Source organism: Legionella taurinensis, from assembly GCF_900452865.1.
Taxonomy (GTDB): Bacteria; Pseudomonadota; Gammaproteobacteria; order Legionellales; family Legionellaceae; genus Legionella_C; species Legionella_C taurinensis.
This window is the reverse complement of record NZ_UGOZ01000001.1, coordinates 2,081,687-2,098,655: the sequence shown is the minus strand read 5'-3', so window position 1 is coordinate 2,098,655 and position 16,969 is coordinate 2,081,687. Positions and strand designations below refer to the sequence as shown.

The following is a 16,969-nucleotide window of genomic DNA, read 5'->3' as shown; positions in this document are numbered from 1 at the left end:
CAGCCGCTCGTTTATTGGGTGATTCAGTGCTGGAATTCCATTGAGCCGGTTTGCTCTTCATTGCCGGGGACCGAGGATGGAGTCTTGGCTGGGGTGAAAAGCAGCAAAGAACCCGCAGAGGCGAACATCGGGCTTCGGGATTTTAGACAAATGAGCAACTCATTCACTTGTTGAAACCGGGGAGCCTCGCTTGAGAAATCCCGGCCCCACTTGTCAAACAGCCGCATAAAAAAATCAAGGCCTGGGGCGCTGCCGCTTTGGCAGGCGATGCCCTGCAGGAAGGTTGTTATCTCGGCGATAACCGGTGCTAAATGAGCATACCATTCGTCCATGGAAAGCGGGTCTATCAGTTTGTCTGCCAATAAATCCAATAGCCTGTAACTGGCCTTATCCTGAAGCAGCCAGCAGACAATGGATTTGTTACCAACGCCATTTTGAGGAGTCCCTGCTACCCGCGTTAACCAGGTATGCGCCGGAATCTGGTCAATGAGCTTGGGATTCTTTTCGAGAATAAGAATGAGGAGTTGTCGACCTTGCGGGGTGGTGGAAAACCAATAAAGGGGGGTGCTTTTGGCAAAACCGGATTTAAACCAGGCTGTGGGTGCGATTGCATCAATCAAATCGGGGTTTTTTGTCAGCAGCCAGATAAAGAAAGGGTGCTCCTCAACGCAAAAGGTAAGCAGATGACTGTTGTTTCGGCTCAGGATGGATGGGGGCATGGCATAAGGTAAATCCGGGTATCGGTCGATGAATTGATCCAAAAAGCCGCTGCTATTAAGAATCAGGCATTCCACTGCAGAAATAACCCACGCCTTCTGTTGGATTTCAAGCCAGGCGGAGACAGGAATTTTTGCCCAGAACTCAGGGTATTTATTCAGGTAGTTCTGAAGAAGGCGGCAACCATAGGGGCTTAATGTCAGGGCTTGCAATAAAGTCAGGGGAATCTCTACATTCGGCATTAGGGTGGTATTTTTCCGGACCAGTTGTTCGGGTGAAAAAGGCGGTTTTGTCAGGGCGGCTCCACTGATTTTATCTAATGTGTTTTTTATGTGCTCATTATCGCGACTCGATTCGGTAATTTTCCAGAGAACGCTAAGTTGAACCCAGGGGCTTATACAGTCTTCCTCTCTGGGGTATTCTTCAAACCATTTTTCCAGTGGGATTTTGTTGGCGATCCACGGCAAGTAAAGAGGGGCGTTATACATTAAATGAAGGAGAGGCGAACTGACGTTAAGTCCCTGGGTTATTTTTTTAGTCCATAGATCCGGCGGAATTTCTAAAAGTGTGAAGCCGAGAAAGAGAGCGGTGTCTTTTTTCTCGCATAAATAGTGAAGGAAGGAACGTGGCTCGTCAGACTCGTTTTCATGGTAGAGGGATGACAACCAATTCACTGTAAAAAGTTTCTGACAGACAGCCTTAAAGGAAACAGGGGCCAGTGCCTGGTCAATCGTTTCAAGGTGGTTGAGTGCATAGATAAAAAGATTAGGGTAGTGTCTAACCGGGATGCCCAACCAGATTTGTTTCATCTTGGCAAACGTGGCACTCAGTTTGTTGCGGTCCGGGTGTTTAAGCGGTGTTCCCTCCTCAGTCGCTTTCACGACCGCCTCGACCAAGCCCTGAAAAGGGTTGCTTTTTTTACTGTCTTTTGGCTTTGCTTTTCCTTTGTCCAGGTTGATGGCCGGCACATGGGTGGGTGTCGGGTTGTTCACGGCAGGACTGGGGGCAACTCTGCGGTTGGGTTGAGTGAACTGCTGTTCAATGGCTTTAGCCTGTTCGGATTTGCCCAAGTGTTTGAGTTTATTGGCTTCGTTAATCCAGTCCTGCTGGGAGGCGGGAATGGGTTTGGGTTCGGGATTGTTGTTATTGTTGTTGTTATTGGGGTTCTGAGTGAGTTTGAGGGTGCTTTGTTTGAGAGGGGTTAAGAGGTTTTTGCGTTGATGGACGCTGCTGTCTTCGACGATGGCGAGTGATTGTGTGGCGCGTGTGAAGGCGGTAAAGAGTTGGTTGAAGTGGGGAGCGAAGGAGGCATCGCCCTGTTCGGCCTTGGCGCGGTGCTGTTGAGATTTGACGGCGGTGTGGTTGATTTTTTTACTGGCGTCATTGCAGGTGTCGTGGTCAAAGAGCCGGTAGGCGGCGATGTGGGGGTATTCGAGTCCTTTGATTTCTTCGGGGGTGAAGACGAGGGGGGTGTTGAATAGTTCTTTGGCTTTTTCCTTCCACTGCGGGAGGGTGACGACGGCGAACTGGGTGGTTTGGGCTAATTGGTTAAGTCGGTGGTTTTTGGCCAGCTCATTGGGCTCGACCCATTGCACGAGTCCGGGATTGGCTTTTTGCTGTTCGGAGGGGATGATGCGTGCGTACTCGAGTTTATCGGCAAGGCCGCCGGTTAGTCGCTGCTTGATGTCGAGGATGGCATTGGCGAGGTCAACGACATGGCCCGGGCATCGGTAGGTGACTGGGAGTTCGACGTGGCTGACGCCTGAGCTTAAGAGGAACTGGCGTTGTGAAAGGGTGTCTTTGAGGCTTTGGTTGCTGTCCATGCAATAGGCGATTTGGCCGTTACGGGCGGCGCGTCGCAAGTTTTTAAGTTCAAGCCCGGAGAGGTCTTGCGCTTCGTCAACGACCACGAGGTCGAAGCGGTCGCTTTGTTTTAAGGTATGGAATTCGGGGTGAAAGGCGGTGTTTTTCTCGTCGTCGTGCGTTTTTTTATAGCTGGTGTAGGCATTGATGAGCCACTGGCGCTCGTTGTCGTTTTTAAACTGCTCATGCCGGGCGCTGATGCCGCCGGGGTTGTCGGGGAGGTAGCCGCTTAAATAGCGGAAGGCCTGATACATGGACTCGGTGTTTTTCAGGAAGTCCTTAAAGTCGTTGCTCAGGGTTTGTTTGGCGGCTTTGGCGGCGTTGAGGTAGCTTGCGATGTGGTTATCGAGCCAGGTCATGAAGTCGGTTTTATCCTGCGCTTTTTTGTGCTTAAGCTCGGAGGCTTCCTGAGCCAGGAATTGCTGATAAGTGAGGAACTGGACTTTTTTTCCGGCTTCTGTCTGGGCGGCTGGCAATTGCAGCCACATGCTGTGCATGGTTTCGGCTAATTTGGCGGATTGGGTGACGTAGAGCAGGGGCTTTTCCGGGACTTCCGTGTATTGATTAACGGCCTGCTCAAGGATGGCAAGGGCGACACAGGATTTTCCGGAGCCGGCGGCGCCGCTGATGACGGCGGGGAGCGGGGTTTTTACGGCCTTCTCCTGGATATCGCTTAGGGTAATGAAGGTCTGGTTGTAGAAGGTCGCTTTCTGGTATTCAATGGGCTCTTCTTCCTCTTTGGACTGCGGGTTGGCCCACAGGGCAGGCAGGGAGTCAGCCTTGACAAAGGTGAGTTCCCCCTTGCTAATGGCCTCCGGCACGTTCTGCTCTAAAAACTGGCGCAGGACCTGCGGCTTTAAGAAGCGGCTTTTGTGGTAATCGTGATTTAAAACCACGTCTAAAAGCAGCAGGCAGGATTTGCCGTTGACCGTCACCGTGGTAAACAGCAGACGGTCGCTGTGGTTAACCCGCACACTGTAAACGTTGTGGCCGGCTAACTTTTCCAAATCCGCTTCTTTGTAGTCCCCGTTTAACAGCTTGCTGACGACGTCCCTGTACTGAATTAAATAATCACTGTCCCCTAATACTTCCTGCCAATATAATACTTTTTGCACGAATTGATTCTCAATATTCAAAATGGGTGAATATTAATCAGTTTGTATTGAAAAATCAATTGCGCTGCACCAGCCTGCTGCTTGAAAGCGTCTTGCAGAGTGGGGTACTTACCTCATTTAATAGGCTTAAACGCCATCAATGAAAAAATACTGTCTGTTTTATAATGATCCACATAACGAAAGCCCGATGGCTCGATGCGTTTCTGCCATTCACTCAGCGTGCGCTGCCTGCCGCCTAAGAGGGCCATCATGACGATGTCCATCGTCTTGTTAGGATGCGGCAGGTCATTGTCCGGCAGGACCTGTTCGGCAATAAACAACATGGCCTCTGCAGGCATTTGCCGACAGCAATTGCTTAAAATCTGATGCATCATGTCGTCATTGAAATCGTGCAACACCCCTTTAAAAAGGTAGGCGTCTGCTGTCGGGATGGTTTTAAGGAAATCGCCTCCCTGCAGCTGCAGGTTAGCCGGAAAATCATGGGCGTTGAGCTGACCGATAACTTGCGGGGAGTCAAACAGAATGACGTTGACTTCGGGATGCTTCAAGGCGATGGCTCTGGCGAGACCGCCTAATCCGCCGCCCATGTCGGTCAACGTGTGGAAAGCGGAAAAATCATAAGCCCTGGCAATCGCATTGTCGTCGTAAGTCGACAGTTTAGCCATGCCGCGATCGAAATTACGCTGTTTCTCAGGGTGCTGGCTTAAAAAATGGAAGAAATCGTCGCCATGCTGCTCGCGAAAACCGGCTTCTCCGGTTTTCAAGCTCTGGTCAAGGGCTGAAAAAGCCTGCCACCAACTGTCATCCACCATGCACAGGACATCGCGGATGGAATGGGGATCATCGTCACGAAGCGGTTTGGACAGGTCGGTCAGCGAGTAAGTGCCATCGTGATGATGAAAGAGCTGGTAGGCTGAGAGAAACCGCAGCATGCGATCAAGCAGCTCAGGCTGGGTACCGGTTGCCTCGGCCAGGGTGCTGACGTGGATGGGTTCAGACGACATATGGTTGGCAACGCCCAATTTAGCCACGGTATGAATCGCGCGGGAAACAACATACCAGCGGGACATCGCGGCTAATTGCACATGCGGTTGTTCCTGTTGTTGCATCTTGCAAGTCCTTTTGTTAGAAAATTTTACCGAAACGCTATAGTCGCAGGCAAAAACCATGCTAACTTTAGCAGATTGCTTCTCTGATTATTGTAGATTGATCCCTGTAACTTAGCATGAAAGCCAGCGAATTATCGTTTCTATCATTGAAAAACCATGAAAAGGCCATCGCCATGGCGATTGCGGCTCTCTTCGCCCTGTTGACCCTGCTTGAGATTTATAGACTCTTCAAACCGCTGGATACCCAACCCCTGCGTACCAATCCGGCGCCTGTGATTGCAGAACAATCCATTGCTGCCCATTCGCCGGTGTTTACGGCACCCCTGTTCGGTGATTATGTGCCGGTGAACATGGCGGATGAAACCATCAAGCAGTCAATGCTCGATGTGGAGATCGTCGGAATTATGTATTCCACGCAAGCGGATGATTCGCAGGTGCTGCTTCGGGCCGGGGGCGGTGAGGAAAAGTCTTACCGGGTGGGCGATACCTTGCCTGGCGGCGCCGTGATTAAACGCATCGGCAAAGATGGCGTAGTCGTTTTGCATAATGGTACACTTGAGAGTTTAAGTTTGCCTAAGAATGAATTGCGCTTCGAAGAACCGGCGAAGCCTTTACTAGAGGAATAACGTATGCGGGCAGGTTTTCGTGCGGCTATGACCCTGTTGTTAAGCTTGTCTTTAGCCGCCTGTGTCAATTACACCAATTTATACCGCGGCATCGCCAGTTTTAAGGCAGAGGATTACCGCGCCGCCTTTATCCGTTTAAAACCCGAAGCCTTAAAAGGTCAACCCGATGCCCAATATGCCATTGGCTACATGTACTATTACGGACAGGGTGTGGTTGAAGATCGTAAAAAAGCCTGGGTGTGGATTAACCGCGCCGCGCGTGCGGGTCAACCCGATGCCATCCAGGCTCTGGCCATCTTGACCCAGCCGCCGGCGCCGCCTAGAAAATCACGTAATTTCGCGGCAGCCAGCCGTCGCCTGGGTTAAACCGGCTATTGGTTTTGCCATTCCATGGTTTTGGATGGCGCTTCTTCCTCTTTGGACGAAGGGGCCGGGGAGAAAAACTGCGGTGAATGCGAGCCGGTCTCGGCGGGCGGTTTTTTGTTTTTGAAAAGCAGTTCTTCCAGCGGTTTTAGAGAAATACCCTGTTTAAGCATGGGGTCATTTAATTTGTTGGCTACTTTGACAAAGAAAACCCTCCCATCCTGAGAATCACCGCCAAGATATTTTAATACGTCCCCGATAACGGGCTTCATCAGCTTATGCAATTCATCGACGGAAACACTGTCTATCAGTTTATCAGCGAGCAAGTCCAGTATTTTATAGCTTTTCGGATCTTGAAGTAACCAAAGCAGCACGCATTTTTCCCGGTGGTGATTGGCAATGGGTTTCCCTGGCTTTTCATGCCAGACTGACGGGGGAATCTGGTTAATGAGGGCAGGATGCTGTTCCAATAAGAACTGAAAAAGGGGACGTCCTGCTACTGTGCTTGCAAGCCAGTAAAGCGGTGTGGTTTCTTGCACGTCATCGTGGTGATACCACGCGTTCGCAGGGATTTGTGCAATTAACTTGGGATTTTCAGTGAGTATACGGGTAAGAAAATGCAGGTTTTGATCGGCGGCTAAGCATTGAATCATTGATCCTTTATGGCTTTGTCGGTAAAGGATTTCCGGTTTGATTTTGAAAGGCAACTCCGGGTATTGCTGCAGAAGCCTCTCTAAAATCGGGCTGCCTTCAATGGCCAGGCTTTCAAGTGGAGTAAGCGTCTGATTGAACAGATGGGTTTCTTTAAGCCAGAATTCGAGAGGAATTTTAGCCAAGGACTCCGGATTTTTATCAAGCCAACGTCTCAGCAGGTTGCTCCCTTCGCGGGTAAAAAGCAGCGCATGGAGCAGGGTAACGGAGCATTGAACCCCATCTCGGATGACCATAAAATTTTCACGGCATAATTGTTCAGGTGAAAAGGAGGGGACTGAACTGCTCAGGTAATAAATTTGTTTGTAGAGTGGCAGGACACGCTCATTAACATCCCGTAAATCGGGATTGGCTTTAAACGGGGCAAGCATCAGTGAAACCCATGGGGTCATTCGAGCGCCCTCCGCGTGAGTGTATTCTTCAAACCATTCCATCAAGGGAATTTTTTCCAGGGCTTCACCCTGATTGGCTTGCGCCAAGAGTTCGAGAATGTGCGGGCAGCTAACCGTTAAGCGAAAAAGCAGCGAGGTACTCACAGACTCATGCGCTGCTTTTTGAATCCATAACGCCGTGGGGATAGACCTTAGAAGAGCCGGAGTATGTGTTAATTGATGATGCAAAATGGTCGCTGTGACATTGTTATCGCATAGAAAATGCAAAAGCGAACGTTCAAGCCCAAACGTATTGACGGTTAGTGATAATGTTTTAACCGTAAACAGTTTTTTATAAATGGCATCCAGTGAGACAGAGCCTAAGGCTTTCTTCACTTTGTTGTAATGGTGAAGCGAGTAGATGAACAAATTGGAGTATTGTCGTTTGCGGGTTGGGATAGGGATGGTCAACCAAATTTTTTCAAGCTCGGCGGGGTTAGCGAGCCGTTCATGATTAAACACCTTTTTTTCTTTCGCCGCGGTCACCAGCGCCATGACCAGTGTTTCGGGCGCGAGTTCTCTGATTGTCGGGGCGGGGACTGGTTTTTTCCCCGCTTTTTTGCTGATTTGGTTAATCTTTTGCAGCGGGAGAGTGGTGTTTTGTTTATTGGCAGATTGCTCAACGGTCTTCTGGGTGAACTGTTGTTCAATGGCTTTAGCCTGTTCGGATTTGCCTAAGTGTTTGAGTTTATTGGCTTCGTTAATCCAGTCCTGCTGGGATGCGGGCGTGGGTTTGGGTTCGGGATTGTTGTTATTGTTGTTGTTATTGGGGTTCTGAGTGAGTTTGAGGGTGGTTTGTTTGAGAGGGGTTAAGAGGTTTTTGCGTTGATGAACGCTGCTGTCTTCGACGATGGCGAGTGATTGTGTGGCGCGTGTGAAGGCGGTAAAGAGTTGGTTGAAGTGGGGAGCGAAGGAGGCATCGCCCTGTTCGGGCTTGGCGCGGTGCTGTTGAGATTTGACGGCGGTGTGGTTGATTTGTTTACTGGCGTGATTGCAGGTGTCGTGGTCAAAGAGCCGGTAGGCGGCGATGTGTGGGTATTCGAGTCCTTTGATTTCTTCGGGGGTGAAGACGAGGGGGGTTTTGAATAGTTCTTTGGCTTTTTCCTTCCACCGCGGGAGGGTGACGACGGCGAATTGAGTGGTTTGGGCTAATTGGTTAAGTCGGTGGTTTTTGGCCAGTTCATTGGGCTCGACCCATTGCACGAATCCGGGGTTGGCTTTTTGCTGTTCGGAGGGGATGATGCGTGCGTACTCGAGTTTATCGGCAAGGCCGCCGGTTAGTCGCTGCTTGATGTCGAGGACGGCATTGGCGAGGTCAACGACATGGCCTGGGCATCGGTAGGTGACTGGGAGTTCGACGTGGCTGACGCCTGAGCTTAAGAGGAACTGGCGTTGTGAAAGGGTGTCTTTGAGGCTTTGGTTGCTGTCCATGCAATAGGCGATTTGGCTGTTACGGGCGGCGCGTCGTAAGTTTTTAAGTTCAAGCCCGGAGAGGTCTTGCGCTTCGTCAACGACCACGAGGTCGAAGCGGTCGCTTTGTTTTAAGGTATGGAATTCGGGATGAAAGGCGGTGTTTTTCTCGTTGTCGTGAGTTTTTTTATAGCTGGTGTAGGCATTGATGAGCCATTGGCGCTCGTTGTCGTTTTTAAACTGCTCATGCCGTGCGCTGATGCCGCCGGGGTTGTCTGGGAGGTAGCCGCTTAAATAGCGGAAGGCCTGATACATGGATTCGGTGTTTTTCAGGAAGTCTTGAAAGTCTTTGCTCAGGGTTTGTTTGGCGGCTTTGGCGGCGTTGAGGTAGCTTGCGATGTGGTTATCGAGCCAGGTCATGAAGTCGGTTTTATCCTGCGCTTTTTTGTGCTTAAGCTCGGAGGCTTCCTGAGCCAGGAATTGCTGATAAGTGAGGAACTGGACTTTTTTTCCGGCTTCTGTCTGGGCGGCTGGCAATTGCAGCCACATGCTGTGCATGGTTTCGGCTAATTTGGCGGATTGGGTGACGTAGAGCAGGGGCTTTTCCGGGACTTCCGTGTATTGATTAACGGCCTGCTCAAGGATGGCAAGGGCGACACAGGATTTTCCGGAGCCGGCGGCGCCGCTGATGACGGCGGGGAGCGGGGTTTTTACGGCCTTCTCCTGGATATCGCTTAGGGTAATGAAGGTCTGGTTGTAGAAGGTCGCTTTCTGGTATTCAATGGGCTCTTCTTCCTCTTTGGACTGCGGGTTGGCCCACAGGGCAGGCAGGGAGTCAGCCTTGACAAAGGTGAGTTCCCCCTTGCTAATGGCCTCCGGCACGTTCTGCTCTAAAAACTGGCGCAGGACCTGCGGCTTTAAGAAGCGGCTTTTGTGGTAATCGTGATTTAAAACCACGTCTAAAAGCAGCAGGCAGGATTTGCCGTTGACCGTCACCGTGGTAAACAGCAGACGGTCGCTGTGGTTAACCCGCACACTGTAAACGTTGTGGCCGGCTAACTTTTCCAAATCGGCTTCTTTGTAGTCCCCGTTTAACAGCTTGCTGACGACGTCCCTGTACTGAATTAAATAATCACTGTCCCCTAATACTTCCTGCCAATACAATACTTTTTGCACGAATTGATACTCAATATTCAAAATGGGTGAATATTAATCAATTTGTATTGAAAAATCAATCGTACGGAATCAGCCTACTGACTGGCGCTGATCAGAAGCGAGATGATGTAGCTGAAATACACCATGATCAGTAAAACCCCATGCCAGCGGGCTAATTTTCGTTTGTTGCGGTAACTGCCCCATAACAGGATCAGGGTGGCGCCAAACATCACAGGAATATCCCGCCACAAGACTGCGTGGCTGATGACCGCGGGATGAATCATTCCCGGGAAAATCATCACGGTTAACAGGTTAAACAGGTTTGAGCCGAGAATATTGCCCACCGCAATGTCATCCGCACCCCGCAGCGCGGCGATGATGGACGTCACCAGTTCGGGCAGGCTTGAGCCGAAAGCCACGACAGTGAGGCCGATGACTAATTCACTCATGCCGAGACCGTGAGCCAGTGCGGCGCTGGCCTCAATCAGGTAACGGGCGCTCAAGGGCAGGATGATCAGGCCTAACACAAAGCTTAAGGCATGGAGGCTGATGGAGCGTTTACGAAACCAGGCCTGTTGAAATTCCTTGTTGACTCTGGCGGCGACCAGTGACTGGCGCGAGGTCAGCAGCAGGTAACTTAGCATGGCCACACAGGCTGCTAAAAAAAGGCAACTGTCGACGATGCCAAGGTAACCGTCGAGCATGAGGGAATAGGTAAACAACATCACTAAAAAAAGCAGGGGGTATTCCCGGCTGAGCAGGGAGGATTGCAGCGTCAGTGGTTTGATCAATGCCGTGAGACCCAACACCAGGCCGATGTTGGCAATGTTGGTACCGATGGCGTTGCCAATGGCGATGTCCGGCAGGCCTTCCAGGGTGGCGTTCACGGCAATCATGATTTCCGGCGCTGAGGTGCCGAGGGCAACCAGGGTAAAGCCTATCAGTAAGGGCGGCAGGCGATAATTGTAAGCAATGCCAGAGGCGCCAGTCACCACATGGTTGGCTGACCACAGGAGCGCGGCAAAACTGATTATCAGCATGAACAGGTTATACATTTCTTCTCTCAAGGATGACCCGCTACAGATGATACTGGATTTCGGTCCTAACACAAGAGAACATCATGCAGCGGGTGAGGGTGGATGACCGGTCAGTTGCCCGGTTCCATGGTTTTCTCCTGAACGGGTTCTGATTCAGGCAAGTGATCCTCTTTAGCCGCAGTGGGGCTGAAAAAAAGCGCAGAACCCTGAGCGTTCATTGCTGCCGCCAGCGGCCCACTCTCTGGAAAAAAAACATCAGCCAGGCTCGCCAAGGTTTTATCGTTGGCAGCCCACTGACTAAACCGATCCTTGCCTGCTGCCCTTATGATGGGATCCACGAGAGTCCTGTCAGGGTCATGTTTAAGCAAGAAATCCAATGGCGAATGATTTTCTGTACCAATCCTTCTCAATGACTGATGCCAGAATTCAATCGGAACCCTCTGTAACAGGTCAGGGCATTCCTTCATTAAACAAAAGATAACCTCAATGCCTTTGGGGGAGGCACACAGCGAATAGAGTGGCGGGATTACATCCTTGGCAGGATGGGCATACCATGTTTCTATGGGAATTTCCCTTATCAGTGCCGGATTTCGTTTAGCCAGAGAAGGGAGGAAATTAGACGACTCATAGGCGCATTGAAAGGCCAGTACGTTAATGAGGGACGCCCCTGATTCGTCATAATGCCTGTACAGCATCTTCGCTGGCATGGCAAAGGGTAAATCAGGGTATAAGTCCAGCAACTTGTCGATTGTTGGCATCTCCCGCGTACAGTGAAATGCAAGTAAATCAATTAAATTATAGACTGATGCTTTATTTGAGACAGAATGGGCGGGTGCAGACTGATTCGTTCTCCCAAGCCAGATTTCAAGAGGAATTTGTGCAAAGGATTTTGGACAAGCGTTCATCAATGTCCACAGTAAGTTGACTCCTTCGGGGAGAAGGGGCAAGGCTTGGAGAAAGGAGATCGATAAATACTCGTCTGATTTCATCAACATGCCTTCTTTGCAAAGCGATGCAAGGGGGAAACCGGCCTCGACAAGTCGTGGAGTTAACACGTCTACAATAGCGGCAATCTCTTTTTCATTCTCCCTCGAATGCCATAATGTCGTTATTAAGGCGGTGAGCAGGGGTAACTCCTTGCAATACCCTGGGTGGGTGCCTTCCTGATACCAGGTTTCTACAGGGATGCGCTTCATGAAATATTGACTGGTGAGTATCAGAAAGAGCTTGGGTTTAAGGGCCAGGTAGAACAAGGGTGACACCGTGGTCACTTCGCCACCGTCCTGCTGGATGGATTGCCGGGCACACAAATGGGGTAAGCAGCGTTCCAGTAATTTGGGGTTATTTTCAAAAATTTGATGTAAATACCTGGCGCGAACATAGTCTTCACACATATATAGCAGCAGGGTTTTCTCACTGCCATCATTGATTGACGCCATTAAGCGGTCAGAGGTGAGGAGGGTTTTAACTGCCTGATTAAGTTCAGGACCTCCAATCCGCTTGATAATCTTATGCATTTGAGGTACGGAAAAAAAGACACGGACGAACAGTTTTTGTCCTTGGTAGGGGGTGTTCCACCACAGCTCCTCGATTCGTTTCGGATTGATGAATTGTTGGATTTCTGTGATTGCCAGTGGTTCATCTTCCATTAATGCCTTGACCAGTTCTTTTGCTGTTTTCGTGTGCTTATTGCTTTTTTTACTGTCTTTTGGCTTTGCTTTTCCAGTATCCAGGTTGATGGCCGGCACATGGGTGGGTGTCGGGTTGTTCACGACAGGACTCGGGGCAACCCCGCGGTTGGGTTGAGTAAACTGTTGTTCGATGGCTTTAGCCTGTTCGGATTTGCCTAAGTGTTTGAGTTTATTGGCTTCGTTAATCCAGTCCTGCTGGGATGCGGGAATGGGTTTGGGTTCGGGATTGTTGTTATTGTTGTTGTTATTGGGGTTCTGAGTGAGTTTGAGGGTGCTTTGTTTGAGAGGGGTTAAGAGGTTTTTGCGTTGATGGACGCTGCTGTCTTCGACGATGGCGAGTGATTGTGTGGCGCGTGTGAAGGCGGTAAAGAGTTGGTTGAAGTGGGGAGCGAAGGAGGCATCGCCCTGTTCGGCCTTGGCGCGGTGCTGTTGAGATTTGACGGCGGTGTGGTTGATTTTTTTACTGGCGTCATTGCAGGTGTCGTGGTCAAAGAGCCGGTAGGCGGCGATGTGGGGGTATTCGAGTCCTTTGATTTCTTCGGGGGTGAAGACGAGGGGGGTGTTGAATAGTTCTTTGGCTTTTTCCTTCCACTGCGGGAGGGTGACGACGGCGAACTGGGTGGTTTGGGCTAATTGGTTAAGTCGGTGGTTTTTGGCCAGCTCATTGGGCTCGACCCATTGCACGAGTCCGGGATTGGCTTTTTGCTGTTCGGAGGGGATGATGCGTGCGTACTCGAGTTTATCGGCAAGGCCGCCGGTTAGTCGCTGCTTGATGTCGAGGATGGCATTGGCGAGGTCAACGACATGGCCTGGGCATCGGTAGGTGACTGGGAGTTCGACGTGGCTGACTCCTGAGCTTAAGAGGAACTGGCGTTGTGAAAGGGTGTCTTTGAGGCTTTGGTTGCTGTCCATGCAATAGGCGATTTGGCTGTTACGGGCGGCGCGTCGTAAGTTTTTAAGTTCAAGCCCGGAGAGGTCTTGCGCTTCGTCAACGACCACGAGGTCGAAGCGGTCGCTTTGTTTTAAGGTATGGAATTCGGGATGAAAGGCGGTGTTTTTCTCGTTGTCGTGCGTTTTTTTATAGCTGGTGTAGGCATTGATGAGCCATTGGCGCTCGTTGTCGTTTTTAAACTGCTCATGCCGTGCGCTGATGCCGCCGGGGTTGTCTGGGAGGTAGCCGCTTAAATAGCGGAAGGCCTGATACATGGATTCGGTGTTTTTCAGGAAGTCTTGAAAGTCTTTGCTCAGGGTTTGTTTGGCGGCTTTGGCGGCGTTGAGGTAGCTTGCGATGTGGTTATCGAGCCAGGTCATGAAGTCGGTTTTATCCTGCGCTTTTTTGTGCTTAAGCTCGGAGGCTTCCTGAGCCAGGAATTGCTGATAAGTGAGGAACTGGACTTTTTTTCCGGCTTCTGTCTGGGCGGCTGGCAATTGCAGCCACATGCTGTGCATGGTTTCGGCTAATTTGGCGGATTGGGTGACGTAGAGCAGGGGCTTTTCCGGGACTTCCGTGTATTGATTAACGGCCTGCTCAAGGATGGCAAGGGCGACACAGGATTTTCCGGAGCCGGCGGCGCCGCTGATGACGGCGGGGAGCGGGGTTTTTACGGCCTTCTCCTGGATATCGCTTAGGGTAATGAAGGTCTGGTTGTAGAAGGTCGCTTTCTGGTATTCAATGGGCTCTTCTTCCTCTTTGGACTGCGGGTTGGCCCACAGGGCAGGCAGGGAGTCAGCCTTGACAAAGGTGAGTTCCCCCTTGCTAATGGCCTCCGGCACGTTCTGCTCTAAAAACTGGCGCAGGACCTGCGGCTTTAAGAAGCGGCTTTTGTGGTAATCGTGATTTAAAACCACGTCTAAAAGCAGCAGGCAGGATTTGCCGTTGACCGTCACCGTGGTAAACAGCAGACGGTCGCTGTGGTTAACCCGCACACTGTAAACGTTGTGGCCGGCTAACTTTTCCAAATCGGCTTCTTTGTAGTCCCCGTTTAACAGCTTGCTGACGACGTCCCTGTACTGAATTAAATAATCACTGTCCCCTAATACTTCCTGCCAATACAATACGTTTTGCACGGTATGTCTTTTAATAACCAAAATGAACACATAGTAATCATTCTGTAGAAAATGTTCAAGCCAAGACGACTAACCGCGGGTAGTCAATCTTTGTGGCGTGATTTCTGTATAAAAACTTTGCAAATTGTAGACTGAGTGTGATATGATTTCACTCTATCAACACGGTTGGCAGGCGTTGCCCACCTCTTAATGTTTCTAAAATGAACAGCTAACACAACAGCCATCCTCAATGTGGCGTCAGATACAGCAACTCACTCATGTCTCATGATGAGTTATCAATTTAAAAAAATGAACCCGCGTTCATTGCAAGGCACTGGCCTCGGGTTTCTGACAAAAAAAATGGTAATTAAAATGGTAAGCAATCAATTCTATTTATTTCGTAATCGTTCATTCAGCCTGTTTACCGCCAGCTGCATGATGGCCATGTTTGGCAACGGTTTGACTTACATCATCATGGTATGGACCCTGATGCATTTCAGTGCTTCGGTGGTGTCTACCGCGTTGTTAATGACCTGCTTCTGGTTGCCGAATGTGTTGCTGGGTCCTTTTTTTGGCGTGATTGCCGATCGCTATAACCGTAAATTCCTGCTGTTGCTGGCGAACGGCCTGCGGGCGGCCTGCCTGTTTGGTTTTGGCTTTCTGGCGCAAAACCACATGACGGCTTTTTCCATTTATGTGTTAGCTGCAGTGATCGGCTCCCTACTCGCGGTGTATATTCCAGTCGCCATGACCTTTGTCAGGGAAATTGTCGATAAAAAGGATTTGCTTTATGGCAATGCGACGGTGGATATTGCCTATGAAATCGGTGCGGTTTTGGGGATGGGCGGTGCCGGCGTGATTCTGGCCATGACGTCCTCTTCGGCCTGTTTCATTATTAACGGCATCTGTTATCTGCTGGCCATGCTGCTCCTGTTTGGCATTCAATACCGCCGCAATCAGGATGAGCATGAGAACAGGGATTCGTTATTTACCCAGTTTATTGAAGGCGGACGCTATGTGCTGGCCAATACCCCCTTGCTGCTTATCTACCTGGTTCAGGGCTTGTTCTTTGTCTGCATGATGACCGCGCCCGTGTTGCTTGCGCCATACGCGAAAGGCATTCTGCACAGCAATGTCACCCAGTTTGGCTGGCTTGAAGCCATGTTTTCTTTGGGGATTATCGTGGGTGGTTGCATCAGTCCCTGGCTGGCTACGCGGTTTTCCATTCCAAGGATTATTCTGGTTCAGGTTGTCCTTGGTACAGTCTCGTTTTATCTGTTTAGCCATACCCAGAACACCCATTGGGCGATTTTTTATCATTTCCTGATTGGTTATTCCTTTTCAGCCTGGGCTTTATTGACCACTTTGGCACAGGAAATGACGGCTCTGGAATTTCAGGGCCGGGTGCAGTCTCTGTTTAACAGCGTTTCCGGTGTGGTGATTATTCTGTTTTATTACCTGCTGGCGCAATGGAAAAATATTCCGGTTAACCAATTGTATTTTGGCGAAATGGGTCTGTTGCTGGCGGCGGGCGGTTTTCTGCTATTAATGACGCTAAGCCAGCGCCGCCGGGACAGCCGATAACCCCGAGATCGGTGTGGTCGCTTGTTAAGTCAATACGGCCTGCGTAGCCAGGTATTCAAGGTAGCGTTCGATGATATCACGCATGGGTTTGGCCAAAGCGAGCTGGGTGGCCGCGACAGGATGAACCCATTGGCCTTGCGGTTGTTTAAGGCGGTGATTGACGGACAAACCCGTATGAACCAGATTGACCGTCATGTGTAAATGAAAATGGCTGAACGTGTGCTTGATGAACGTTAATGCCTCCATTTTCAAGCTGCTAAAACCATAGTGAGCCTCGATAAACGGTTCAACAGGGCTTTCGGTGTCGAGACTGGGCAGGCACCAGAGGCTGCCCCACAGGCCTTTCGGCGGGTTTTTTTCAAGGTAAATCTCCTGATTGTCGCGGCAAAGCAATAAAAATTGCCGATGCCGGACGGGGAGTGGCTTTTTTTGTTTTTTGAAAGGGTAGTCACTGACTTTCCCATGCTTGAAAGCAAGGCAGCTGGCCTGGACGGGACAACGCGCGCATCCCGGGTTTTTACTGGTGCAGCAGGTCGCGCCCAAATCCATGATGGCCTGGGTGTAATCGGCACACCGTTGCAAAGGCATGCAGTCCTGGGCCAACTGCCAGAGTTTGTTTTTCACATCAGCCTTCTCAGGCCAGCCATCCACCATAAAGTAACGGCTTAAAACCCGTTTGACATTGCCATCAAGGATAGCCGTGGGACGATTAAATGCCTGGGAGGCAATGGCTGCGGCTGTGGAAGGACCGATGCCGGGAAGCTCTGCAAGCGCCGTGACATCCTGTGGGAATTCACCGCCATATTCGCTTGCAATGAGCCGGGCTGTCCGGTGCAGATGGCGTGCCCGGCTGTAATACCCAAGGCCGGACCAATGGGCCATGACCTGCTCCTCGCTCGCCCCGGCCAACGCGTGCACCGTCGGAAAATGGTGCATAAAACGGTCAAAATAGGGGAGAACGGTTTGCACCTGCGTTTGCTGCAGCATGATTTCCGAAACCCAGACACGGTAGGCGCTGCGTGGATGCTGCCAGGGTAAATCCTTGCGGCCATACTCATCATACCAGGCGAGAAGCGGCAGGCTGAATTGCTTAATCAATGGGTTTTGCATG

Annotated in this window: 9 protein-coding genes; 3 read left to right on the top strand and 6 right to left on the bottom strand. The window is 50.6% G+C overall.

The annotated features are described in order from the left end of the window. Nucleotides 1–23: 23 nt before the first annotated feature. Together DYE45_RS09660 and DYE45_RS09655 are read right to left on the bottom strand one after the other, a co-directional pair. Nucleotides 24–3,695, bottom strand: a complete 3,672-nt coding sequence (locus tag DYE45_RS09660; protein ID WP_160160718.1) for a UvrD-helicase domain-containing protein — start codon at nt 3,693–3,695, stop codon at nt 24–26. A gap of 113 nt (nt 3,696–3,808) precedes the next feature. Beyond that, nucleotides 3,809–4,804 carry a methyltransferase gene (locus DYE45_RS09655; RefSeq protein ID WP_115300843.1) on the bottom strand — a complete coding sequence of 332 codons (996 nt, stop codon included), beginning with the start codon at nt 4,802–4,804 and terminating at the stop codon, nt 3,809–3,811. Nucleotides 4,805–4,920: 116 nt separating this feature from the next. On the opposite strand from DYE45_RS09655, the gene DYE45_RS09650 reads away from it, so the two are divergent. Both DYE45_RS09650 and DYE45_RS09645 read left to right on the top strand, forming a co-directional pair. Beyond that, nucleotides 4,921–5,430 carry a type II secretion system protein N gene (locus tag DYE45_RS09650; RefSeq protein ID WP_115300842.1) on the top strand — a complete coding sequence of 170 codons (510 nt, stop codon included), beginning with the start codon at nt 4,921–4,923 and terminating at the stop codon, nt 5,428–5,430. 3 nt (nt 5,431–5,433) lie between these two features. Continuing rightward, nucleotides 5,434–5,796, top strand: a complete 363-nt coding sequence (locus DYE45_RS09645; RefSeq protein WP_108295133.1) for an SEL1-like repeat protein — start codon at nt 5,434–5,436, stop codon at nt 5,794–5,796. 5 nt (nt 5,797–5,801) lie between these two features. Here DYE45_RS09645 and DYE45_RS09640 read toward each other — a convergent pair whose 3' ends face one another. From DYE45_RS09640 to DYE45_RS09630, 3 genes are all read right to left on the bottom strand, one after another. Next, nucleotides 5,802–9,521 (bottom strand): AAA family ATPase, encoded by a 3,720-nt coding sequence (locus DYE45_RS09640; RefSeq protein ID WP_160160717.1) that lies wholly within the window; start codon nt 9,519–9,521, stop codon nt 5,802–5,804. Nucleotides 9,522–9,595: 74 nt separating this feature from the next. Continuing rightward, nucleotides 9,596–10,555: a calcium/sodium antiporter gene (locus DYE45_RS09635; protein WP_058531342.1), complete on the bottom strand. Its 960-nt coding sequence runs from the start codon at nt 10,553–10,555 to the stop codon at nt 9,596–9,598. A 92-nt stretch (nt 10,556–10,647) separates the two neighbouring features. Further along, on the bottom strand, nt 10,648–14,295 hold the full coding sequence (locus tag DYE45_RS09630; RefSeq protein WP_160160716.1) for an AAA family ATPase: 3,648 nt from the start codon (nt 14,293–14,295) through the stop codon (nt 10,648–10,650). Nucleotides 14,296–14,646: 351 nt separating this feature from the next. Here DYE45_RS09630 and DYE45_RS09625 point away from each other — a divergent pair, with 351 nt between their 5' ends. Further along, a complete protein-coding gene (locus tag DYE45_RS09625; RefSeq protein ID WP_160160715.1) occupies nt 14,647–15,858 on the top strand; it encodes an MFS transporter in 1,212 nt (403 codons plus the stop codon). Nucleotides 15,859–15,882: 24 nt separating this feature from the next. Here the strand turns inward: DYE45_RS09625 and mutY are convergent, their stop codons facing one another. After that, entirely contained in the window at nt 15,883–16,968 is a 1,086-nt protein-coding gene (mutY, locus tag DYE45_RS09620) for an A/G-specific adenine glycosylase (RefSeq protein ID WP_108292881.1), read from the bottom strand. Nucleotide 16,969: the final 1 nt, after the last annotated feature.

Bases quoted from the DNA above. Each gene is read 5' to 3' on its own strand.
- DYE45_RS09655 (WP_115300843.1), bottom strand. From the start codon at position 4,804: ATGCAACAACAGGAACAACCGCATGTGCAATTAGCCGCGATGTCCCGC.
- DYE45_RS09635 (WP_058531342.1), bottom strand. From the start codon at position 10,555: ATGTATAACCTGTTCATGCTGATAATCAGTTTTGCCGCGCTCCTGTGG.
- DYE45_RS09650 (WP_115300842.1), top strand. From the start codon at position 4,921: ATGAAAGCCAGCGAATTATCGTTTCTATCATTGAAAAACCATGAAAAG.
- DYE45_RS09645 (WP_108295133.1), top strand. From the start codon at position 5,434: ATGCGGGCAGGTTTTCGTGCGGCTATGACCCTGTTGTTAAGCTTGTCT.
- mutY (WP_108292881.1), bottom strand. From the start codon at position 16,968: ATGCAAAACCCATTGATTAAGCAATTCAGCCTGCCGCTTCTCGCCTGG.
- DYE45_RS09625 (WP_160160715.1), top strand. From the start codon at position 14,647: ATGGTAAGCAATCAATTCTATTTATTTCGTAATCGTTCATTCAGCCTG.